This is a genomic window from Acinetobacter sp. 809848, assembly GCF_000581275.1.
Taxonomy (GTDB): Bacteria; Pseudomonadota; Gammaproteobacteria; order Pseudomonadales; family Moraxellaceae; genus Acinetobacter; species Acinetobacter pittii.
The window spans coordinates 1-21,670 of the sequence record NZ_JEXG01000001.1; the positions used below are offsets into that span (position 1 = coordinate 1).

General features: G+C 37.4%; 22 protein-coding genes. 4 read left to right on the forward strand and 18 right to left on the reverse strand.

Going from position 1 to position 21,670, the window contains the following annotated elements; translation table 11 throughout:
* The coding region (locus J536_RS05035) for a phospholipase D family protein (RefSeq protein WP_032062253.1) at window positions 1-1,560 on the forward strand (1,560 nt) is incomplete at its 5' end.
* A gap of 17 nt (window positions 1,561-1,577) precedes the next feature.
* On the opposite strand, the gene J536_RS05040 is transcribed toward J536_RS05035, so the two are convergent.
* The 3 genes from J536_RS05040 to adeR form a co-directional block, all read right to left on the reverse strand.
* The gene (locus tag J536_RS05040; RefSeq protein ID WP_032062255.1) at window positions 1,578-2,165 is read right to left on the reverse strand and encodes a uracil-DNA glycosylase family protein; all 588 of its coding nucleotides are present in this window, start codon (window positions 2,163-2,165) and stop codon (window positions 1,578-1,580) included.
* A 119-nt stretch (window positions 2,166-2,284) separates the two neighbouring features.
* Complete coding sequence (gene adeS / locus J536_RS05045; RefSeq protein ID WP_032052128.1) at window positions 2,285-3,349, reverse strand: two-component sensor histidine kinase AdeS; 1,065 nt, start codon at window positions 3,347-3,349, stop codon at window positions 2,285-2,287.
* Window positions 3,339-4,070 carry an efflux system response regulator transcription factor AdeR gene (adeR, locus tag J536_RS05050; protein ID WP_002113657.1) on the reverse strand — a complete coding sequence of 244 codons (732 nt, stop codon included), beginning with the start codon at window positions 4,068-4,070 and terminating at the stop codon, window positions 3,339-3,341. The genes adeS and adeR overlap by 11 nt, the downstream gene beginning before the upstream one ends.
* 143 nt (window positions 4,071-4,213) lie before the next feature.
* Here adeR and J536_RS05055 point away from each other — a divergent pair, with 143 nt between their 5' ends.
* Window positions 4,214-5,380 (forward strand): efflux RND transporter periplasmic adaptor subunit, encoded by a 1,167-nt coding sequence (locus J536_RS05055; protein ID WP_032057592.1) that lies wholly within the window; start codon window positions 4,214-4,216, stop codon window positions 5,378-5,380.
* Window positions 5,377-8,484 (forward strand): efflux RND transporter permease subunit, encoded by a 3,108-nt coding sequence (locus tag J536_RS05060; RefSeq protein WP_032062257.1) that lies wholly within the window; start codon window positions 5,377-5,379, stop codon window positions 8,482-8,484. Before J536_RS05055 ends, J536_RS05060 begins: the two co-directional genes overlap by 4 nt.
* Window positions 8,485-8,564: 80 nt before the next feature.
* Here the strand turns inward: J536_RS05060 and J536_RS05065 are convergent, their stop codons facing one another.
* The 8 genes from J536_RS05065 to pqqA form a co-directional block, all read right to left on the reverse strand.
* Complete coding sequence (locus J536_RS05065) at window positions 8,565-8,801, reverse strand: hypothetical protein (RefSeq protein WP_016806236.1); 237 nt, start codon at window positions 8,799-8,801, stop codon at window positions 8,565-8,567.
* 252 nt (window positions 8,802-9,053) lie between these two features.
* Window positions 9,054-9,230: a hypothetical protein gene (locus J536_RS24890; RefSeq protein ID WP_002113575.1), complete on the reverse strand. Its 177-nt coding sequence runs from the start codon at window positions 9,228-9,230 to the stop codon at window positions 9,054-9,056.
* Between the two features lie 577 nt (window positions 9,231-9,807).
* The gene (locus J536_RS05075; protein ID WP_032057589.1) at window positions 9,808-10,860 is read right to left on the reverse strand and encodes a dipeptidase; all 1,053 of its coding nucleotides are present in this window, start codon (window positions 10,858-10,860) and stop codon (window positions 9,808-9,810) included.
* Window positions 10,861-10,875: 15 nt separating this feature from the next.
* Window positions 10,876-12,030: a pyrroloquinoline quinone biosynthesis protein PqqE gene (pqqE, locus tag J536_RS05080; protein WP_032057588.1), complete on the reverse strand. Its 1,155-nt coding sequence runs from the start codon at window positions 12,028-12,030 to the stop codon at window positions 10,876-10,878.
* Window positions 12,027-12,311 (reverse strand): pyrroloquinoline quinone biosynthesis peptide chaperone PqqD, encoded by a 285-nt coding sequence (pqqD, locus tag J536_RS05085; RefSeq protein WP_005069244.1) that lies wholly within the window; start codon window positions 12,309-12,311, stop codon window positions 12,027-12,029. The genes pqqE and pqqD overlap by 4 nt, the downstream gene beginning before the upstream one ends.
* A complete protein-coding gene (pqqC, locus tag J536_RS05090) occupies window positions 12,308-13,066 on the reverse strand; it encodes a pyrroloquinoline-quinone synthase PqqC (protein ID WP_032057587.1) in 759 nt (252 codons plus the stop codon). The genes pqqD and pqqC overlap by 4 nt, the downstream gene beginning before the upstream one ends.
* Before the next feature lie 8 nt (window positions 13,067-13,074).
* The gene (gene pqqB / locus J536_RS05095; protein WP_032057585.1) at window positions 13,075-13,986 is read right to left on the reverse strand and encodes a pyrroloquinoline quinone biosynthesis protein PqqB; all 912 of its coding nucleotides are present in this window, start codon (window positions 13,984-13,986) and stop codon (window positions 13,075-13,077) included.
* 74 nt (window positions 13,987-14,060) lie between these two features.
* On the reverse strand, window positions 14,061-14,135 hold the full coding sequence (pqqA, locus tag J536_RS24895; protein ID WP_001982218.1) for a pyrroloquinoline quinone precursor peptide PqqA: 75 nt from the start codon (window positions 14,133-14,135) through the stop codon (window positions 14,061-14,063).
* Between the two features lie 249 nt (window positions 14,136-14,384).
* Here pqqA and J536_RS05100 point away from each other — a divergent pair, with 249 nt between their 5' ends.
* Window positions 14,385-16,175, forward strand: a complete 1,791-nt coding sequence (locus J536_RS05100) for a bifunctional metallophosphatase/5'-nucleotidase (protein WP_032057584.1) — start codon at window positions 14,385-14,387, stop codon at window positions 16,173-16,175.
* 68 nt (window positions 16,176-16,243) lie between these two features.
* Here the strand turns inward: J536_RS05100 and J536_RS05105 are convergent, their stop codons facing one another.
* The 7 genes from J536_RS05105 to J536_RS05135 all read right to left on the reverse strand — a co-directional run bounded on the left by J536_RS05105 (window position 16,244) and on the right by J536_RS05135 (window position 21,615).
* Entirely contained in the window at window positions 16,244-16,645 is a 402-nt protein-coding gene (locus J536_RS05105) for a transcriptional repressor (RefSeq protein WP_005069251.1), read from the reverse strand.
* Window positions 16,646-17,116: 471 nt separating this feature from the next.
* The gene (locus J536_RS05110; RefSeq protein ID WP_032003629.1) at window positions 17,117-17,779 is read right to left on the reverse strand and encodes an isochorismatase family protein; all 663 of its coding nucleotides are present in this window, start codon (window positions 17,777-17,779) and stop codon (window positions 17,117-17,119) included.
* A gap of 68 nt (window positions 17,780-17,847) precedes the next feature.
* On the reverse strand, window positions 17,848-18,618 hold the full coding sequence (locus J536_RS05115) for an SDR family oxidoreductase (RefSeq protein ID WP_002113769.1): 771 nt from the start codon (window positions 18,616-18,618) through the stop codon (window positions 17,848-17,850).
* 359 nt (window positions 18,619-18,977) lie between these two features.
* Window positions 18,978-19,598, reverse strand: a complete 621-nt coding sequence (locus tag J536_RS05120; RefSeq protein ID WP_032057581.1) for an ATP-binding cassette domain-containing protein — start codon at window positions 19,596-19,598, stop codon at window positions 18,978-18,980.
* A gap of 4 nt (window positions 19,599-19,602) precedes the next feature.
* Entirely contained in the window at window positions 19,603-20,295 is a 693-nt protein-coding gene (gene modB, locus J536_RS05125) for a molybdate ABC transporter permease subunit (protein ID WP_032057579.1), read from the reverse strand.
* Window positions 20,292-21,077, reverse strand: coding sequence for a molybdate ABC transporter substrate-binding protein (gene modA, locus J536_RS05130; RefSeq protein ID WP_032057578.1), 786 nt, complete (start codon window positions 21,075-21,077; stop codon window positions 20,292-20,294). The genes modB and modA overlap by 4 nt, the downstream gene beginning before the upstream one ends.
* A 187-nt stretch (window positions 21,078-21,264) precedes the next feature.
* Window positions 21,265-21,615, reverse strand: coding sequence for a winged helix-turn-helix domain-containing protein (locus tag J536_RS05135; protein ID WP_032057577.1), 351 nt, complete (start codon window positions 21,613-21,615; stop codon window positions 21,265-21,267).
* Between the last annotated feature and the right edge of the window lie 55 nt (window positions 21,616-21,670).

A 21,670-nucleotide genomic window follows, 5' to 3' on the forward strand; every position in this document is an offset into this window, starting at 1 on the left:
AATCAAATTTATCAGCAGTATAGTAGTATGGCATTAAATGCTTGGGGCTTTACACATACACCTTCGTATAACGGTACATACGACCCTGATGAGAATGATATAGTGACGAATAGCTTTAATTGGTTGAATGATGAGCAAGCTACAAAAAAAACAGAACAAGGACTGACTGCTTTTGTGGCATTAGATGATGCCTTTATCAGTATCGCTTCTCGTATGTATCTAATTAGAAATGCAAAAGAAAAAATCGATTTACAATATTATATTTGGACAAATGATTTTGTTGGAAACTTAATGCTGCACGAGTTACTAACGGCGGCAGATCGTGGCGTAAAAGTTCGGTTACTCATTGACGATCAAAATGGAGTAAAGCTGGATGGAGTTCTTAGAAGCCTTCTCCACCACCCCAATTTTGAAATTCGATTATTCAATCCATACAAGTTTAGATATTTAAGAATTTTAGACTATATTTTTCGGTTCAAAAAAGTAAACCATCGCATGCATAATAAGTTAATTATTGCGGATGGCGTGATTGCGGTAACAGGCGGTCGAAATATTAGTAGTGAGTATTTTGACGCAAGTAGTAAATTTCAGTTTACAGATCTAGATATTTTATTTTATGGACATACCGTACAACATGCACAGTCTGTCTTTAATGATTTTTGGCAAAGTGATTTAAGTCAAAATGCTACTGAGCTAGTGGGAACATGTGCTGTTCACCATTTGCAAACACTAAGGCAGCACTACCATGATTTAATTCATGAAAGTGAGAATCATACTCAAACTGAAGATAAGCTTTACGATGCTCAAAGCTATTTAAAAGAACTTTTAGAGCACTATCCAATCCAATGGTCAAAAGCATATTTTGTTGCTGATTCACCTAAAAAAATCTTAGGACTGGCCGCTAAAGAAGAAATGCTTTATGGGCAAGTCCTAAAGATTATGGGTGAACCAAAGCAGCATATCGAATTAGCTTCTGCTTATTTTGTTCCTACCCAACAAGGCACTTATTATTTAAAACAACTCAAGGTGCAAGGTGTTAAAGTCAGGGTTTTAACCAACTCTTTTGCTGCAAATGATGTGGCAATTGTGCATGCCTTTTATAGTCAATATCGAGTCGAAATGCTCAAAAGTGGTGTAGAACTATTTGAGTTTAAGCCCTTTTTAGAACGCAGACGCAGAACTTGGTATGAAGTGGTGACTGGAAGTGTGATCCCTGCAAAAGGTAAAAATAAATCGAGCTTACATGCCAAGTTTTTTGATGTAGACGGTAAAGTATTTATTGGTTCTTTTAACTTTGATCCGCGTTCGACCTACTTAAATACAGAGGTCGGTCTTGTTATCGAGTCGAGTCAATTACAAGCGCAAATTTCAGTCATGCTCGATCAGCATTTACCTCAAGTTGCTTACCAGCTTAAGTTAAATAGTGAAGGCAAAATTGTTTGGTTAGATTATCAGTCGAATGGAAAGATTGTTGAATATGAAAAAGACCCAGATACGAGCCTTTTCCAACGTACCATGATTAAAGCTGTTTCATATTTGCCAGTTGAATGGATGATGTAACAGCATTTCAAGTTTACTTATAAAATGCCTATCTCTTTAAAGAATTTTTGATAAACCTCTGCTTTCTTCTCTAGCGCTAATGGATATGCTCTAGAAGAAGATGGTAGGCGGTATAAATTGATGTTACGTCCTGCAAAGTAAGTCGAGGTAGACATTCCTATAAGCGGTTTTTCGGTGTGCTCTGGTAAAACTGATATTAAAGTATCAGTTGCTTTATCGCCTGTGGTCATAATGGTTTGACATAAAGGAATATGCTGAAGTAAAACTGCAAGATCTGTTGGTGTTACTATTTCAAGAAATTTATCTGCGGCATTCCCTTTCAACCGCTTAATTTGATAAGCGGTATCAAAGATTGCAATACCAGTTTCAATCAAGAAGTTTCGAATACGTTCTTCATTAAAATTTTTTTGGCTTTCACTTAAAAAGTAAGTTTTGTCTTGGAAAAAAATCAAACCGAAAATACGCCACATATCATTTTGGAAATTGGGATAGTAAAAATCCATCTTCCATTTATTACGTGGCGGTGGAAAACTGCCTAACATTAATAAACGGGCATTTTCAGGTAAAAATGGCTCAAGTGGATGGGTTTCTATCTCAATTATCATAAAAAATCAGTATTTACTTAAAAATTTTATATACAAATTATCCTATTTTTTAGTTAATCACGAGTCATGAAATGCAATTTCTCTTAATTAAAGCGTTAAAGGTTGTACAAAAGCGATCATTATTGAGGAATGCTTATTCTAAAAATGCTATGTGAGTGTTGATTTAAATAATCGACTTGACCTTTATGGGCAATGACAAGGGCTTGTACAACCGAAAGACCTAACCCAGTGCCGCCTAACTCTTTATTTCTTGATTGTTCTAACCTGAAAAAAGGGTTAAATAAATCTTTACGATGCTCAGCTGAAATGCCTGGTCCTTCATCTTCTATTTCAAGAATCCAGTTAGTTTGTTCTTGTCTCGTTGAAACAATTAACTTTCCCGGATTTGCATAACGTGTAGCATTATCCAGTAAAGCAATTAAAATCTGTTCAATTCGCCGTTGATCACACTCAACTTTTGGCGCTTCAATATCGAAAATGACTTTAAGCTGAGCTTTTTCTAATTTTTCTTCAAACATGTGCACGACTTTGTGAGCAGTTTCATTAAAACAAATCGTTTCGAAGTTAAGTCTAAGCTGTTGGTTTTCAAAAAGACTCAATGTACGTAAATCTTCGACTAGGTTTGAAAGACCTTCTACTTGATTCAGTAAGTTTTTAAATAAAATAGGGTCAGCTTCAAAAACACCATCAATAATCCCCTGCAACCTACCTTGCAAAATGGTGACTGGCGTTCTTAACTCATGTGCAATTGCGGCATTCCAGACATGAGCATTTTCAACTGAGGCTTCCAGTTTTTGAGCCATATCATTAAAATTATCCATGAGCTCACCAATTTCAGAAGAATGATGCGTCGGTTTTTCAACTCGTGCGCTTAAATCCCCATGACTAATTTTCTTAGCTGCATCGGCTAATAGATTAATAGGCACGATAAAGCGTTGAGCAAGCTTGATGCCTAAAATAATTGATAATGCTGTGCCAAATAGAAGCACGGCGAATAACCATATACCATCTAGATAGTGAAAAAACTCATCACTTTCTTTCAGCTTTTCGAGAGAAATAAGCCCTACTTCAATTGCAACATAGTAGGTGCCATAACCTAAAATTAGCGAACTCAGCGTAACACTTAGACTGGTAAAGCTCAGTGCAATAATCAGTTGTTTACTAATGCCCGTTTTATTTTTCATGTGGATGATCCAACCTGTAGCCTACACCGCGAACATTGATGAGCATATTTCGTAAACCCAGATCTTCTATTTTCTTTCGTAGCTTACTGACATGACTATCGACCGTACGTTCTAATGCATCTCGATCTGGTAGACACTGATTCATGAGCTCTGAACGAGTAAAGACTTTATGAGGATGCGGTAACATCAGTAATAAAATTTTGTACTCAGTTAGAGTTAAATTGAGTGTTTGTTTTTGATCGCCCGAATGGATGTAAGCAGTATGAATTTCGGTATTCACCTCAATATTTTTATAAATCAGATTTCGGTTAGGAGTTTGCTGGTTTTGTTGAGTACGTCTTAGTACTGCTTGTACACGTGCGACCACTTCATTTGGGTTAAAGGGTTTTACGACAAAGTCGTCTGCTCCAATTCTTAAAGCCATGACTTTATCAATTTCTTGATCTAAAGCCGTAAGCATAATGACTGGTGTTGCTGCTTTTTGCCGAATTTTATTCAGTACTTCCCACCCGCTCAGTTCCGGCATTTTTATATCGAGAATCACCAGATCAATAGGCTGCGCTGCGTGTATTTCAATTGCCTGCTTACCATTCATAGCCCGTACAACACGCATACCCTCACGCTTAAGATAATGTTCAATAATATCGCCAATATCATATTCATCTTCTACAACAAGAATAAGCTTATCCTGACAATTAAACGTAAAGGTTGACTCGAACATAGCAATAAGACGTGGGAAAAATTTGATTTATCATACGCGTATTTTTTGATAGATCTCCACACTTTTTCCACATATTCGTGATTTTGGTTACACACACATCAAAAATAATGCCAGCATCTAGAAGTCCATTAGGTGTTATAAAAGTGCAAAAGCATTTTTTAGTTCCATTCGTTTTATCTTTCGTTTTTGTGTTAAACGGCTGTGGCAATGAACAAGTAAGTGATCAAACACATGTATCTACGGCTAAGGTTACCGTTATTTCAATTCAACCGCAGTCTATTAACTTTAGTGAAAATCTACCGGCGCGCGTTCACGCTTTCAGAACTGCCGAAATTCGTCCTCAAGTTGGCGGTATTATCGAAAAAGTTTTATTCGCTCAAGGTAGTGAAGTTAAAGCTGGACAACCTCTATACAAAATAAACTCAGAAACATTTGAGGCTGATGTAAATAGTAATCGAGCGGGTTTAAATAAAGCTGAAGCAGAAGTAAACCGCTTAAAAATACAACTTGAGCGTTATCAGCAACTTTTACCAAGTAATGCGATTAGCAAGCAAGAAGTAAGTAATGTCGAAGCGCAATATCGACAAGCGATTGCAGATGTTGCTCAAATGAAAGCATTATTAGCTCGACAAAATCTTAATTTACAGTATGCGACAGTGCGAGCACCGATTTCCGGACGTATTGGTAAATCATTCGTAACAGAAGGCGCTTTGGTTAGTCAGGCTGATAGCAATACTATGGCGACCATTCAACAAATTGACCGCGTTTATGTCGATGTAAAGCAGTCTATTGGAGAATATGAGCGCCTACAGGCGGCTCTACAAAGTGGTGAGTTGTCTGCCAACAATCAAAAAGCTGTACAGATTTTGAATAGTTTGGGACAGCCCTATAATGTTACAGCAAAAATGCTGTTTGAAGATATTAATGTGGACCCTGAAACTGGGGATGTCACCATTCGTATTGAAGTGACCAATCCTGAAAGAAAATTACTGCCGGGTATGTATGTCCGCGTTAATATTGAGCGTGCTTCGGTTCCTCAGGCCTTACTCGTGCCAGAACAAGCTATTCAGCGCAATATGAATGGCGATCCTCAAGTTTATGTAGTGAATGCCAAAGGTGGCGCAGATGTTCGCTCAGTAGAGTTAGGGCAACAATATGAGCAGTTTTATCTCATCAATAAAGGGCTGAAAGCAGGCGAAAAAGTTGTCGTTGAAGGTATAGAGCGTATCCAGCCCAACCAAAAACTAGCAATTTCAGCATGGAAAGCGGCCTCAACAGAAAATACGGTGAAGCAAGGAGATGCTAAATGATGTCTCAATTCTTTATTCGCCGTCCTGTTTTTGCATGGGTAATTGCAATTTTTATCATTCTATTTGGTGTGCTGAGTATTCCAAAGTTACCCATTGCACGCTTTCCGAGTGTCGCTCCACCCGAAGTGAACATTACAGCAAGTTATCCTGGCGCTACTCCCAAAACGATTAATGATAGTGTGATTACCCTCATTGAACGGGAAATGTCAGGAGTAAAAAACTTACTCTACTATAGTGCTACAACGGATTCTTCAGGAACCGCTGAAATTACCGCGACATTTAAACCCGGTACCGATGTGGATATGGCACAAGTCGACGTACAAAACAAAATTAAAGCGGTTGAAGCACGCTTACCCCAAGTCGTCCGCCAACAAGGCTTAGCTGTAGAGGCATCGTCCTCAGGCTTTTTAATGCTTGTCGGTTTAAACTCACCTAACCATCGTTATTCAGAAGTCGATTTAAGCGATTATCTGGTTCGTAATGTGGTCGAAGAGCTTAAACGTGTTGACGGTGTCGGAAAAATTCAGTCCTTTGGTGCTGAAAAAGCGATGCGAATTTGGGTAGACCCAAATAAATTAGTTTCTTATGGTCTATCGATTAGTGATGTAAATAATGCGATTCGTAACAATAATATCGATATTGCACCAGGTAGACTTGGTGATCGTCCTCTAGTTAATGGTCAATTAATTACCATACCTTTATCCGCTCAAGGACAGCTTGAAAATGTAGAGCAGTTCAAAAATATTAGTCTAAAGAGCAATATTAGCGGCGCCAATATTAAGTTGTCGGATGTCGCCGATGTAGAAATGGGAGCTCAGTCATATAATTTTGCGATTTTAGAAAATGGTAAACCTGCAACAGCTGCGGCCATTCAGTTGAGCCCTGGTGCAAATGCAGTAAAAACAGCAGATGCGGTAAAACAGAAACTTGAAGAACTAAAAGTAAATTTACCTGAAGGCATGCAATTTAGCGTTCCTTACGATACTGCACCTTTTGTTAAAATTTCGATAGAAAAGGTCGTTCATACATTAATTGAAGCCATGGTTTTGGTCTTCATTGTGATGTATCTATTTCTTCATAATGTTCGCTATACCTTAATTCCTGCGATTGTCGCTCCAATTGCCCTGCTTGGCACCTTTACCATCATGCTTTTAACCGGTTACTCAATTAATGTGTTAACTATGTTCGGTATGGTGCTTGCGATCGGGATTATTGTCGATGACGCGATTGTAGTCGTTGAGAATGTAGAACGAATTATGGCAACCGAAGGTCTATCTCCTAAAGAAGCGACTTCTAAAGCCATGACAGAGATTACCAGTCCGATTATTGGTATTACCTTGGTGTTGGCAGCCGTATTTTTACCAATGGCTTTAGCAAGTGGTTCGGTCGGTATTATTTACCGCCAATTTACCATTACGATGTCAGTCTCAATTTTATTCTCGGCATTTTTAGCTTTAACACTCACCCCTGCACTTTGTGCAACCTTATTAAAACCTGTTGATGCAAATCATCAAAAGAAAGGTTTTTATGCATGGTTTGATCGTAGCTTTGATAAAGTCACAAAAAAATATGAAGCGATTTTACTTAAAGTCGTTAAACATACTATTCCGACTTTAATTATTTTTGTGGTGATTACAGGTTTAACTTTTGCAGGCATGAAATATTGGCCAACTGCTTTTATGCCAGAGGAAGATCAAGGCTGGTTTTTAACGTCGTTCCAATTACCTTCAGATGCGACTGCTGAACGTACAACAAAAATTGTGAAAGATTTTGAAAACCATTTAAATGAGCAGTCGGATGTTAAAAGCAATATTTCAATTATGGGTTGGGGATTTAGTGGCGCTGGCCAAAACGTTGCACTCGCTTTTACAACCTTAAAAGATTTTGGCGAGCGTGATAAATCTACTACTGACTATACCAACTTCATAAATGCAGAAATGGCAAACAGTAAAGAAGGTACAACTATGTCTGTACTTCCCCCTGCCATTGATGAATTGGGTACATCTTCAGGCTTTAGTTTGCGTTTACAAGACAAAGCAAATTTAGGAATGCCTGCTTTAATTTCGGCCCAAGAAAAGCTTATGGAAATGGCGGCCCAAAACAAAAAATTTTACATGGTTTACCCAGAAGGTTTACCTCAAGGTGACAATATTAGCTTGAAGATCGACCGCGAGAAATTAAACACTCTAGGAGTAAGCTTTGCTTCTGTTTCGGATATTATTTCGACCTCAATGGGATCGATGTATATCAATGATTTTCCAAATCAAGGCAGAATGCAGCAAGTTATTGTTCAAGCCAATGCAAAATCACGAATGCATTTAAAAGATATCTTGTGTTTAAAGGTTGCAGGCGCAAACGGACAACTGGTGTCTTTATCCGAGGTCGTGATTCCTCAGTGGAATAAGTTGCCGCAGCAATATAATCGCTACAATGGCCGACCATCATTAAGTATCGCTGGAGTGCCTAACATAGGGGTATCTTCAGGTGATGCGATGCGAGAAATGGAAAAGTTAATTGCTAAACTTCCTCAAGGTATTGGTTATGAGTGGACAGGCATTTCACTACAAGAAAAGCAATCTGAATCTCAAATGGTATTTCTTATTGCTTTATCAATGTTAGTCGTGTTTTTAGTTTTAGCTGCACTTTATGAAAGTTGGTCAATTCCGTCATCTGTCATGCTTGTTGTTCCTTTAGGAATCTTTGGTGCAATATTAGCCATTATGTTAAGAGGAATGCCAAACGATATTTTCTTCAAAATTGGTCTTATCACTATTATTGGTTTATCTGCCAAAAATGCGATCTTAATTGTTGAGTTTGCAAAGATGCTCAAAGAAGAAGGCATGACTTTAATTGAAGCAGCCGTTGCAGCAGCAAAGTTACGCCTACGCCCAATTTTGATGACTTCCCTTGCCTTTACCTGTGGTGTTATCCCATTGGTCATTGCAACTGGAGCAAGTTCGGAAACTCAGCATGCATTAGGTACAGGGGTATTTGGAGGTATGATATCTGCCACCATCTTGGCCATCTTTTTTGTTCCCGTGTTCTTTATTTTTGTGTTGGGAGCCGCAGAGAAACTATTTTCCAAAAAGAAAATTAATTCTTAGTTAAGTGGGTTGAGGCGAAACGTATCTATGTTTCGCCTCAATGACTTAGAAATATGAAAAGTCTACTGACAGGAAAACGATTAAGAATTAAGGACTTTAAAGACTTTACCTGTTCTAGGATGAGCAAAGCTATTATCTGGATCTAAATTGATGACTTTATCCGAAATCACAATTTTAGAAAGTGGTAACCAGCTCTGTTCCAATTCAACGTCTATAAAGTTTTTTTCATTGATATTTTCATAAATTTGTTCGACAACGATTTCCATACCACACATACTTTTAGCATTCACTTCTTTTAAGATATGGCGTTTTGACATACTAGTCTCCATTTTTTTATTATCCGCATCGACAATAATAAAGATTGCACTGATACAATATGTAAATTTTAATAATGAAAGTGTTTTCTTTGTTCTAATCATATTTTTGTAATAATTAAATGAATAGTTGAGTGATTATTTAATTTAAATATTATTTTTAAGTTAATCTATTCAATGTAAATATTACTTATTAAAAAATTTACTTTTAATCAAAATTAAAGGGTTCATTAACTGAACCCTTTTTATTTAATTCTAAACTTGTACTGCGTTATCCAGCGAACCATCATCTTTATTTTTAGCAGTGTCTTTACTAATCAATGAGTCTGTATCACTATCCGTGGTAAAGCTTTTGCTATTTTTTTGCTTTTTCTTGTACATACACATCCCAATCGCGATACCTGTTCCCAATACTATAATTGACTTTAACATTTTGCACCTCTTCGATTAACGGAGTAACTTTTGAGAAATTAGCTTAAATTAATAGCATAAAATTTGTTATTTAACGGCTTTGATTTGCTCCGCTTTTGTAAGGTGTTTATTTTTTATGTTAATTGAAGAGAAAAATAATCCCGAAAAATAAATTTTGATACAAAGCAAAAAGCCTATTCTAAAAAGAATAGGCTTTTCACTGTATTTCAGGATTAAGCAGTATTATGAATCGCTTTATGCAATCTTATTATCTTTAAAAATATATTACAAATGTATTTAATGCTGAACTTTTAGTCAAGATGGGATTGAGGGTTTTTACCAATAATTAGTGATTATTGTGATGACTGTCACGTTTATATAATTAGGATAAAAAAAACCCATTTCTACTTCTCATAAAGAAATGGGTGATGTGAAAACCACAAAAGACCTGAAATACCAAATGTTCTTACATTCAGTAAGATTGAGTGTAGTGAATATACCGAATGGTTGACAATTAAACTGTTTGTATTTTTTTTAGTCATTTCGGCCAATAAAAAAATAGTTATGATTCTGTAGATTAACTCTGTTTAGACATTCATTATTGACCAAAAATTCTATTAAGCACCCTCACCCAATTATTAAGACATATATTTTCAATCAGTGTTTTAGAATAACCACGCTGTTGCATACGTTCAATTAAGCGATGTAGGCCTGTCACATCTTCAAGTTCAGTACCTATAAGTGCACCATCGAAGTCTGAACCAAAGCCCACATGTTCTTCGCCCAAATGATCCATTAAATATTCTAAATGTTCCAAAATTACATCAATCGATGTATCTGCATTTCGTTGTCCATCTGACCGTAAAAAAGCGACATCGAAATTTACGCCTACCATCCCTTTACTTTCCCTTATTGCTTTGAGTTGTGGGTCAGTTAAGTTGCGAGCTTGAGGACATAAAGCATGTGAATTAGAGTGTGTTGCTACAATTGGCTGCTGCAATATATCTACAGTATTCCAAAAAGCTTTCTCATTCATATGTGAAACATCAATCACCATCTTTTTATTGGCACAGCGTCTTATAAAATCTTTGCCATCGCTAGTAAGACCTGCTCCAGTGTCAGGTGAGTGAGGAAACTTAGCATTTAAACCATGTCCAAAACGACTAGGTCTATTCCAGAGGGGGCCAATACTACGTAAGCCTCTTTCATAAAATACATCGAGTAAATCAGGATTTTGTTGTAAAGCTTCTGCACCTTCCATATGCAATACAATTGCTAGCTTTTTCTCTGCTCTGCAATCTTGAATATCTTGAACCGAGGTGCAAATTTTAATATTTTTAGAATACTGAGCAAGTTGGTGAGCTAAATCGAGTTGTTCCAAGCAAATTTGTTCAATTTGCTGTTGCGTAAAATCAGAAGCATTCTGATCAAATAATTTATTGGAATGATGCTGTTGCACATAGCTATATGGTGGTAAAAAAATCGCAAACATTCCACCAATAAAACCAGCCTCTTGACAGCGTTTTAAATCAAGATGGCCTACTAAACGTTCATGAATAAAAGCATGTACAGGATCTGGATAGTCACTTAGCCATAAACGTGTTAATGCGTCATTATGTCCATCAAAAACTGGAATATGGCGAGGCTTCATGAGTATTCCTACTTGCTATATATCTGTAATAGTGTGGACTGGAATATTTTGGGTGGTGCTTAAAGATTTAGAGTTTCTACTATTACGAAATACTAAATTTTGCAAAGGTGCAGCCAACTGACTTTCTGCCCGTGCTTGTTCAATCATTTGATGATACGGCGATTTCCCACATACAGGATCGGCATTAGCCGCATCTCCAGTCAACATATAGGCCTGACAACGACATCCGCCAAAGTCACGGTCTTTATCGGGACAGCTACGGCACCCTTCTGGCATCCATGCATCGCCACGGAAATGATTAAATCCAGTTGACTTGTACCATATATCTGACAATTTATGTTCGCGGACATTTGGAAACGAAATTGGCAATTGTCGTGCTGCATGGCAAGGTAGCGCCATACCGTCTGGAGCAACTGTAAAGAAGATTTTACCCCAACCATTCATACAGGCTTTTGGTCGCTCTTCATAATAATCAGGCACTACAAAAATGAGTTTGCAAGGATGATTTTGCGCTTTTAATTTTTCTCGATATTCATTGGTAATCCGTTCAGCTCGTGTCAGTTGTTCTTGGGTGGGTAATAAACCTTGGCGGTTTAGAAAAGCCCATCCATAAAACTGACAAATTGCCAACTCGACTGTATCTGCATTGAGCTCAAGGCAAAGTTCAATGATTTGTTCAATCTGGTCAATGTTATGTCGATGAATAACAAAGTTAAGCACCATTGGATAATTGTATTTCTTAACCAATCGGCACATTTCATACTTTTGTTCAAAAGCATGCTTTGAACCTGCCAAGGCATCGTTTACAACAGGATCACTCGCTTGGAAGCTCACTTGAATGTGGTCTAAACCCGCTTGTTTTAAATCAGCAATACGTTGTTCGGTAAGGCCCATGCCTGAGGTAATGAGGTTGGTATAAAACCCTTGTTGATGAGCATGTGCAACGAGTTGTTCTAAATCCTGACGTACTAGAGGTTCACCGCCAGAAAAACCAAGTTGAACAGCACCCATTTGACGTGCTTGATCAAAAACATCAAACCATTCTTGAGTGGTTAGCTCATTTTTATGCTGAGCGTAGTCCAAGGGGTTTGAGCAATATGGGCATTGTAGCGGACAACGATAAGTTAACTCCGCTAATAACCATAAAGGCAGGCCAACACCTTCTGTCATACTAAATCAATCCAGTGTTGCTGCTGTGCGACCAGCATGTAATCCACTACATCTTGATCTATCTCAGCAATATCACCAAATTTTTGCTTTAACTGAGCAATAATTGCAGAAACATTTTGCTGCCCATCAATATATTGTCCAATTGCCCCTGCACTTTCATTTAATTTGATCATGCCTTCAGGATATAAAATCACAAAACCATTTTGAGCTGGCTCGAACTGAAAACGGTAACCTTGTCGCCATGTTGGCACAAGGTTTAAATCAAACTGCTCTTTATTCATTTAAATAGTCCTTTGTGCCAAACTCGGTTGCTTGTCACGCTGTGATACGGTGCTTCATTGTGAACATGTGCAAGTGTTAAAGCATCTAAAATGCTCCATAAAATATCCAGCTTAAACTGCAATATTTCAAGCATTCGTTCTTGTTGCTCAAAAGTTGTAAATGAATCAAGCGTAATCGTTAGACCATGTTCAACGTCACGGCGTGCCTGACTCAAACGAGAACGAAAATACTCATAGCCTTTATCATCAATCCATGGGTAATGTTGTGGCCATGAATCAAGTCTTGATTGATGAATTTGTGGAGCAAAAAGTTCAGTTAAAGAGCTGCTTGCTGCTTCACGCCATGAAGCACGGCGTGCAAAGTTTACATAAGCATCTACCGCGAAGCGAACGCCCGGTAAAACTAACTCTTCAGAAATAACTTGTTCACGACTCAAGCCCACAGCTTCAGCTAACCGTAGCCATGCTTCCCGACCACCGCCATCTGGATATTCACCATCTTGATCGATCATGCGTTGAATCCATTCTTGACGGACTCGTTGATCGGGGCAATTTGCCATAATCGCCGCATCTTTAAGCGGAATATTAATTTGATAGTAATATCGGTTTGCAACCCAAGCCTGAATTTGTTGCTGGGTCGCTTTACCTTCATACATCATCACATGAAATGGATGATAGATATGATAATACTGGCCTTTATCGATAATGGCTTGTTTGAATTGTTCAGTCGTTAAAGCTTCAGGTGTTTGAGTCATGTTTCACCTTAGAGTTCAATCTGCATGCCGTCATAGGCAACTTCTACGCCATTTGCTTTAAGCTCAGCAAACTGACTAGAGTTTTCATTTAAAATTGGATTGGTATTGTTAATATGAATCAGCACTTTTTTAGGTGTACTCAGCTTGTTTAAATAAGACAGTGAACCACCTTCGCCACTAATATATAAATGCCCCATTTCGCGGCCAGTTTTAGTTCCAACCCCTGTTTGTTGCATTTCATCGTCTGTCCAAAGCGTACCATCAATCATGACACAGTCTGAACTCTGCATAATCTGCATGATTTGATCGTCAATTTTTCCAAGACCCGGAGCATAGAACAACTGTTTTTGTGTCTTATGATCTTTGATAATTAAAGCGATATTGTCGCCATCATGTGGGTCATTTCGATGCGGTGAATATGGTGGAGCTGCACTTTTAATAATTAAGGGTAAAAATTCTAAATTTTCGAAACCATTAATTTTAAAAGCTTGTTTAGGGTTAATCTCATGATATTGAAGACCACCATTCCAGTGTTTGAGCATATTAAATACTGGAAAGCCGTTCGTTAAATCTTGGTGGACCATTTCTGTACACCATACATTCATTGGGCAACCTTCACGTAAGGTTAAAAGCCCAGTGGTATGGTCTAACTGACTGTCCATTAAAATAACGCTTGTTATTCCTGTATCACGTAATTTACGCGCTGGTTGCGCTGCTTTAAATTCGAAGAGTTGCTGACGGATATCAGGTGACGCGTTTAATAAAACCCAGTCTGTTCCATTTTCAGAAACAGCAATCGATGATTGAGTACGGGCTTTGGCTTGGATTGTACCTGTGCGCACACCATGACAATTCGGGCAATTACAATTCCACTGCGGAAACCCGCCTCCGGCAGCTGAACCTAAAACATAAATATACATAAAATTAATATCTTATTAGAAAGAGATAAGCCCTAGAACAAGACTAGGGCTTATGACATATTTGATGAAACTGATTAACGTGCTTCAAAGTACATTGTAACTTCAAAACCAATGCGTAAATCAGTAAAAGCTGGTTTAGTCCATTGCATAAATTATCTCCGGTTCATATTAATCTTATGAAATGAATCACTTGATTAAGATTTATAAGGCAATTAAAAATTTATTCTAAATAAAAAAATTGGGTTTGTAGACCACCCTTAGCTAAGATATTGTTCGATAATTGTGTTTTTTGTCCAAATTTTAATATTTCGAACATATTTACTTATTGGGTCTTTCATCAAACATTCATACTAAAAGCGTATTTTTTTATCCGTCTTAATTGATCAAATGATAAAAAAATGAAAAATTTAACAATACTTTTTAAAGTAACAACACTTTCTCTGGCTGTAGCATTATTGGTGGGATGTAATGACGATGATGATAATGACACAGCATCACCTGCCCAAAGAAGCAATCAAACCGTAAATATTTTAGCTTTTAATGACTTTCATGGAAATCTTGAGCCACCTAAGCGTTATGTCGAGGCACCAAATCCAAATGATGCTGCTCAATCTGTTCGTATTCCTGTGGGAGGAGTGAGTTACTTTGCCGATGCAATTAAAAAACTTAAAGCAGAAAATCCAAATAATGCTGTGGTTTCGGCAGGCGATTTAATTAGCGCCTCTCCTCTCACCTCTTCTTTATTTTTAGATGAACCAACCATTGAAGTCATGAATGATATTCAAATTGACTTTAATGCTGTAGGTAACCATGAATTTGATCGGGGTACAGACGAATTACGCCGTTTAAAAAATGGTGGATGTCAGCAATATACCAGCACTGCACCTTGTCAAATTAATAAAAATTTTAGTGGTGCAAAATTTGATTTCCTTGCGGCTAACGTCGCAATGAAAAATGACACCAGTAAAACGATCTTCCCAGCCTATAAAGTTAAAACTTATGGTGGAATTCCAGTTGCATTTATTGGTTTAACTCTTAAAGCGACGCCAAGTATTGTTTCTGCGGCAGGTATTAAAGACGTTGAGTTCCGTGATGAAGCAGATACAGTAAATGCGTTGATTCCTGAATTAAAAAAACAAGGAATTGAAGCCATTGTAGTCGTTGTCCATGAAGGTGCGGCGCCAAGTACGAAGCTCAATCAAAAAACATGTGATGGTTTAAGTGGTCCGATTTTAGGAATTTTGGATAAGCTTAATCCAGCAGTTGATATTGTTGTTTCAGGTCACACACATCAATCTTATATTTGTGACTATGCAACAAAAAATCCAGCTAAACCATTCTTACTTACTTCAGCTGGACAATATGGCACGCTCATTACTGACATCAAGATTGAATTAGATGGTAAAACTGGTGATGTCATTAAAAAAGATGCTAAACAAGTTCCTATACAAAGTGAGGCCTATACGTCTGGCACAACCACGGTAAGCCTGACAGACCTCTATCAAAAATTTAACAAAACCCCAAGCATTGAAGCGATTTTAGATAAATACCGCCAAGCTGTGACCACCATTTCAAGTCGTGTGGTTGGTACATCTACTGCCGTTGTGAGCCGTACTCAAGTCGAAAGTGGTGAAAGTCCGCTAGGTATTATGATTGCCGATGCTCAGCAAGCGGCTGCCTTAAAAGCAAGTAATCAAGGCTCAGACTTTACACTAATGAATCCAGGCGGTGTGCGTGCGGATCTGCTCATTAATAGTAATAACCAGATTACCTTTGGCGATGTTTTTGCAGTTCAACCTTTCGGTAACTCTATTGTGACTTTGAGCTTAACCGGTAAACAGATTAGAGATGTGCTTGAACAGCAATGGTCTGGTGCAAATGCAAATTCACCTAGAATTTTACAGCCATCTAAAGAGTTGAGTTACCAATATGCGGCAAATACATCTGTTTCACCACGAGCAAGTAATATTATGATTGCAGGTTCACCGTTGGTTGACACTAAAGTGTATCGCGTGACGGTAAATAGCTTCTTGGCAGATGGTGGTGACAACTTTACGGTATTAAAAGAAGGCCAAAACCGTGTCGGTGGTGGTCAAGATATTGATGCGCTTGAAAACTATGTTGCTGAAAACTCTAAAGATTCACCTTTAACTATTCCAGCTACGACTCGAATTAAAGTTATCAAGTAACTGATTTAATGAGAATCAAAGGACAGTATGATGCTGTCCTTTATTTTTTATGGCACTTTAAAAGATTTTTATTCAGTATATAGATTGAGTTCAACACTACTGATATCGACTCCGGTATTTGCAAAAATAATATCAGTAACCTCATGAAGTAATTCTTTAACTTTGTCATGTTCAAAGTTCAAGGCTTCAGAGGTTTTGAGCGAAATGAGGTTACAACTCATCTTGTCTTTTCTAAGCTTATAAATACTTTTGCTTTTTCCTAAAAACACCCTTTTGATGAGTTTACGGTTTTCAAATTCCGACAAGATTCGATAAATCGTTCCTAGCGTTATTTTATGTTCATTTTTAATTTGCGTATAAATACTCACAGCACTTAAGCCTTGTGGATTTTGATTTAAAATTTCAAAAACCTGTATTCTCGATTTTTTTATGGGTAGTCCATTTAATAATGATTTTGAAGTTGCTGTCATGATTAATTAACCTTAATGTTGAAAAAATATAGAAATTTTTTAAAATTATTTTGTCTATACTTACTTGAAAATTATGGAAATGATTTGATGTATAAATCAGAGCTTATTACCCTATAAATAAGCTTTGAGCTGATTATAAGTTTCTGAATAATTTAATATTATTCCTACCTCACTATCTACATGTACGCGCTTGGTGAATAAAAGAATTCTTGAGCTGAACCATATGGCGACCCTCTTCATTAAGTCATTTTCCGACCTTATTCTATATAATGATTAACATATGATAAATATTATCATTTGTGTTTAGCGGTGTATCATATACATATAAGTTTTGATATTCAATATTAAGTAATTATCAAATACATAATGATAACCATTATATATTACTAAATAAGTATTCATTTCCACCCATATAAAAAGCAGATCGATGATCTGCTTTTTATATTTTAAATAGAATAAGTTAAATGACTATTATGCTAAAGATAGTACATCTTGTTCTTGCATCCATGCATGAATCACTTGTTGTGTTGTCATGACTTGAGCGCATCGTGTACTAGCATATTTTAACGCCATATCGTGCTCTTCTCGGCTAAAGTCAGCTAGTGCATCACCACATAAGAATGGCTGTATGTTTAGCATAAATGCTTCCGCAGCACTCATTAAACAACCAATATGTGCATATACACCACAGATAATGAGTTGATCGCGACCAGACTCCCGCATGAGTTGTTCGAGAGGTGAAAATTTAAAAACACTATATCTCCACTTGGTAAGAACCGTATCATTTTTTTGAGGTGAAATTTTTGGCAAAATCTGCGTAAAGCTCGGCTCGTTCTTTAAACCAGGTCCCCAAAAATCAGTTAATAATTGTCGATGTTCAGGTGATTGATTGCCGGGTTGTGCTGTATAAACAACGGGAATATTAGATTGATGAGCGGCGTCAATTAATGCTTTGGTGTTTTTAATGAGTTCTGGAATAGGTTCCTGAGTCAAGTCATAGAAATCTAAAAAATATTGCTGCATATCATGAACCAATAAAACAGCTCGATTGGTATGCAATGGCCAATTTGTTTTGTTGGGAGTAAATTCATGGGCTTGGGGCATACTATAACTTGCAATCTTTGGAATACTCATTAGTATTTTCCTTTTCTATTTTTCAAAATATTTTTTAATTTCAGATGGTTGTTGTGCTGAAGTAATCTTTAAACCCCAAGTGTCGCTCCCCCATCTACCACTATTTCTTGCATCGTAATTTGGGCAGCTTGGTCCGAAAGTAAAAAGATCACGGTATTGGCAATATCATCTGGTTGCGCGAGTTTTCTTAAGGGAATACCTGTTCGGTACTGACTCAAATCACCATCAATTACTGCAGGTGGAGGTGTATTATCAGTCCAGAGTTGTTGCTGCATTTGAGTGAGAGTAGATCCTGGTGAAACAATATTTAGCCTGACTTGATAAGGTGCAATTTCAAGTGCTAGATTGCGACAAAAATGACTCAGTGCGGCCTTAGTGGTGGCGTACATACCAAGTTGCATACGCGGCATGCGTGCACTATTTGAACTAATAGTGACAATACTGCCCTGCCTTTTTGCACAAAAATGTTTAGCAACTTGTTGGCTAATCGCAATAGGTGCCATGACATTGACCGCAAAAAGTGTTTCCCAATCTTCCGTTTTGGCTTCAAGCATGGAGCGCATAATTAATACTCCTGCTGCATTTACTAACCCCGTAATTTCGTATCTTTCTAAAAGCTCTGAAATTAAAGTTTGTGTTTCTTGTTGATGGGTAATGTCTTGTGAGATGCCTTGCCATTGTGAAGTTTGATCTGGCGTTATTGTTTTGCTGATATCCCATTGTTTAGGATTTTCTTGTCGGTCAATACCAATAACGTGATAGCCCTGATCTAGTAGTTGCTTGGCAATAGCCGCTCCTATCCCTCTTGCAGCACCTGTGACCACGATGGTAGAGCGCATGTGGATACTCCAATTTATATTATAAAGAAATCTATAAATATAATTGCAAATAATTATCATTCTTATCAATAGCAAATTAAGATAAAAGATTAATTTATGATCTCAGGTAAATGAGCTTTAGCTTAAAATTTTAAATTAAATTGTTGTTTTATATTAGTTTTATTAAATTAGAAGGTCAGAAATATTTTATTGTTAATAATCATTTTCAATAAAGCAGGTTTTGATTTATTCGGCTAAAATCAGATTTATGGTTTATCAAACCTAGTAACTTTTTAGGGTTCAATCTCCAGCAGGCTAAGAATGAGTTCTCTATAACTCCGACTCTCGTAAGTTTGGAAATGCATATAAAAAATGAAAAATTATAAAATCCACATAGTTTCGGTCAGATGTTTAATCTCTTGAATATCATGACTCACATAAATCATTGGAATTTTTATTTCCTCTTTTACTTTCTGAAAAAAAGGAATAATTTCGGCTTTATGATTCGCATCTAATGCTGATAAAGGCTCATCAAGCAGTAACAGCTTAGGTGAATATAACAATGCTCGACCCAGTGCTACGCGCTGTTTTTCCCCTCCTGAGAGTTTAATGGGCATGCGTTGTAATAAGTGCCCTAATTTTAATAACTCAATAATGTAATCTGTTTCGAAGTGACGTTCTTGTTGGGATAGACGCTTAAGACCAAATAATAAGTTTTGCTTTACCGTTTTATGCGGAAAAAGCTGAGCATCTTGAAAAACCAATCCAACATGCCGCTTTTGGGTACTCAAGTTAATTTTTTGATCTGAATCAAACCATGTTTGTTCCTGTATTTTAATGAGCCCACTACGCGGAGTGTTCAGGCCAGCAATGGCATGTAAAATCGATGTTTTACCTGAACCCGATGCACCGAATAAGCCAATAACAGAAGCATCTGACTGGAAACTAGGTTCAATATGAAATTGACCCATGTGTAGCTGAAAACGGCAATCAATTAACATATTTCTACCGCCCTAAGCGTTTCTTTTGATAACGATGAAACCACTGTGCAAACCATAGCGCTAAAAATGCCACGCTTAGCGATAAAACAATAAGTCGTTGAATAGCGGCCTCTGTATCGGGTTGTTGCATTAAGCTATACATGGCTAGAGGCAAAGTTCGTGTTTCATTAGAAATATTACCTACAAAGGTAATGGTGGCCCCAAACTCACCTAAACTACGGCAAAAACATAAAATAGCACCAATTAAAATGCCACTGCTGGCAAGAGGTAAAGTGACATGAAAAAATGCCCCTAAAGATGAAGCACCTAATGTCTTTGCTGCCATTTCTAAACGCTGATCGACCAGTTCAATCGCTAGACGAATAGATTGAACCAATAGCGGGAAACCCATCACTGCCGAGGCAAGAACGGCGCCTTTCCAGTTAAATGCAAAATCAATTCCAAGCGGTGCCAAATATTGCCCAATAACGCCGCGGCTACCAAAAACTTGTAAAAGCAAATAACCAGGTACAACAGGAGGTAACACCAAAGGTAAAAACACTAACGTTTCAATAAATGACTTACCCCAGAACTCTTTACGTGCCAAAAACCATCCCACACAAATTGCAGGAATAATACTGACCACAAGACAACTTGCTGCAACCTTACAAGAAAGTTGCAGAACGCTGAGCTCTTCTGGGGTTAAAGAGAACATCATGGTTTAACTGGGGTGAGCACACTAAAGCCATACTTTTTAAAGACAGCTTTGGCTTGGGTGCTTTGTAAAAATTGATAGAACTTTGCTGAGTTTGAGTTCTTTTTAATCATCCCTACAGGATAAATAATTGGCGAATGTGTATTTTCCGGAAATACACCCACTACTTTTACATCTTTACTAATTGCAGCATCAGTTGCATAGACAATACCGACTTGACATTCACCACGCGCAACAAAGTTTAGCGCTGCTCGAACATCTTCTGTTTCGACTAACTTTGGCTCAACACGACTCCACCAACCTAAGTTAGTAAAAGCTTGTTTAGCATATTTGCCTACAGGCACACTTTTAGTATCCCCTGTACAAATCTTGCCTGTAAACACTTTATTAGGATCGGTGGCTTTATCTAGTTTTATATTTAGTGAATGCCTTTTAGGGGTAATTAGAACCAAACGGTTACCTAGTAAATTTATACGGTCATTTGCTGCAACTCGTTTTTTGTTTTGCAGATAATCCATCCACTGGGTATCTGCTGAAATAAATACATCAGCTGGTGCTCCAGCTTCAATTTGTTTAGCTAATGTCGATGAGCCTGCATATGAAGTTTTGACTTCTACTTTATTCTGTTTTTCGTAAATTTTTTCTAAATCATTAATCGCATTCGTTAAGCTCGCTGCTGCATAAACGGTAACCGATTCAGCCTTGGCTGAGATATTAAAGAGCAATCCTATGCTGAGGACTGAACAGGCTAAAGCCAATTTTTTTATCTTCGTATCACTTACCATTATTTTTACCTTTTTGTCGTTTTTGCAGCGATATATACCCAAGAATATAGCGCTACACGAAGATTATGAAAAGTATAATTCGTTAAATATAGATGACTGTAATGCAGCAGTGCTTTTTCAGCATGTACTTTGGATTAAGCAAAAGCTATACCACATTAAAAAATTCAGTCGCTATGAAAGTTTTTATTTAGCCTTTTAAATAGCTACTCATGATTTGATAATCATGTTCTAAGGCTTGTCGAGCATTGATTTCCATTTGGCGGTAATGCTGTAAGACTTTCTGACCCAAAGCTGTAACGGCTGCCCCACCACCATGTGTTCCGCCTGTTTGAGTTTCAACTAAAGCTATTTCAAAGCACTGGTTCATCGTATCGACCAACTGCCATGCACGGCGGTAGCTCATATTCATAGATTTTGCAGCTTGTGAGATTGAACCAGTTCTCTCAATTGCTTCAAGTAAGTCTGCCTTACCCGGACCAAATGCAATGTTTTGCTCTAAAAGAATTCTAATTTGTAATTTTAAGTTTTGTTCTTTCATAGACTTAGTTCACAAAATTTCATTTTATGCTCTTTAACATTATAAGGAACTTTAA

Coding starts and splice junctions, on each gene's coding strand:
- J536_RS05040 (WP_032062255.1), bottom strand. CDS start 2,165: ATGATAATTGAGATAGAAACCCATCCACTTGAGCCATTTTTACCTGAA.
- adeS (WP_032052128.1), bottom strand. CDS start 3,349: ATGAAAAATAAAACGGGCATTAGTAAACAACTGATTATTGCACTGAGC.
- adeR (WP_002113657.1), bottom strand. CDS start 4,070: ATGTTCGAGTCAACCTTTACGTTTAATTGTCAGGATAAGCTTATTCTT.
- J536_RS05060 (WP_032062257.1), top strand. CDS start 5,377: ATGATGTCTCAATTCTTTATTCGCCGTCCTGTTTTTGCATGGGTAATT.
- J536_RS05065 (WP_016806236.1), bottom strand. CDS start 8,801: ATGTCAAAACGCCATATCTTAAAAGAAGTGAATGCTAAAAGTATGTGT.
- J536_RS24890 (WP_002113575.1), bottom strand. CDS start 9,230: ATGTTAAAGTCAATTATAGTATTGGGAACAGGTATCGCGATTGGGATG.
- J536_RS05075 (WP_032057589.1), bottom strand. CDS start 10,860: ATGAAGCCTCGCCATATTCCAGTTTTTGATGGACATAATGACGCATTA.
- pqqE (WP_032057588.1), bottom strand. CDS start 12,030: ATGACAGAAGGTGTTGGCCTGCCTTTATGGTTATTAGCGGAGTTAACT.
- pqqD (WP_005069244.1), bottom strand. CDS start 12,311: ATGAATAAAGAGCAGTTTGATTTAAACCTTGTGCCAACATGGCGACAA.
- pqqC (WP_032057587.1), bottom strand. CDS start 13,066: ATGACTCAAACACCTGAAGCTTTAACGACTGAACAATTCAAACAAGCC.
- pqqB (WP_032057585.1), bottom strand. CDS start 13,986: ATGTATATTTATGTTTTAGGTTCAGCTGCCGGAGGCGGGTTTCCGCAG.
- J536_RS05100 (WP_032057584.1), top strand. CDS start 14,385: ATGAAAAATTTAACAATACTTTTTAAAGTAACAACACTTTCTCTGGCT.
- J536_RS05105 (WP_005069251.1), bottom strand. CDS start 16,645: ATGACAGCAACTTCAAAATCATTATTAAATGGACTACCCATAAAAAAA.
- J536_RS05110 (WP_032003629.1), bottom strand. CDS start 17,779: ATGAGTATTCCAAAGATTGCAAGTTATAGTATGCCCCAAGCCCATGAA.
- J536_RS05115 (WP_002113769.1), bottom strand. CDS start 18,618: ATGCGCTCTACCATCGTGGTCACAGGTGCTGCAAGAGGGATAGGAGCG.
- J536_RS05120 (WP_032057581.1), bottom strand. CDS start 19,598: ATGTTAATTGATTGCCGTTTTCAGCTACACATGGGTCAATTTCATATT.
- modB (WP_032057579.1), bottom strand. CDS start 20,295: ATGATGTTCTCTTTAACCCCAGAAGAGCTCAGCGTTCTGCAACTTTCT.
- modA (WP_032057578.1), bottom strand. CDS start 21,077: ATGGTAAGTGATACGAAGATAAAAAAATTGGCTTTAGCCTGTTCAGTC.
- J536_RS05135 (WP_032057577.1), bottom strand. CDS start 21,615: ATGAAAGAACAAAACTTAAAATTACAAATTAGAATTCTTTTAGAGCAA.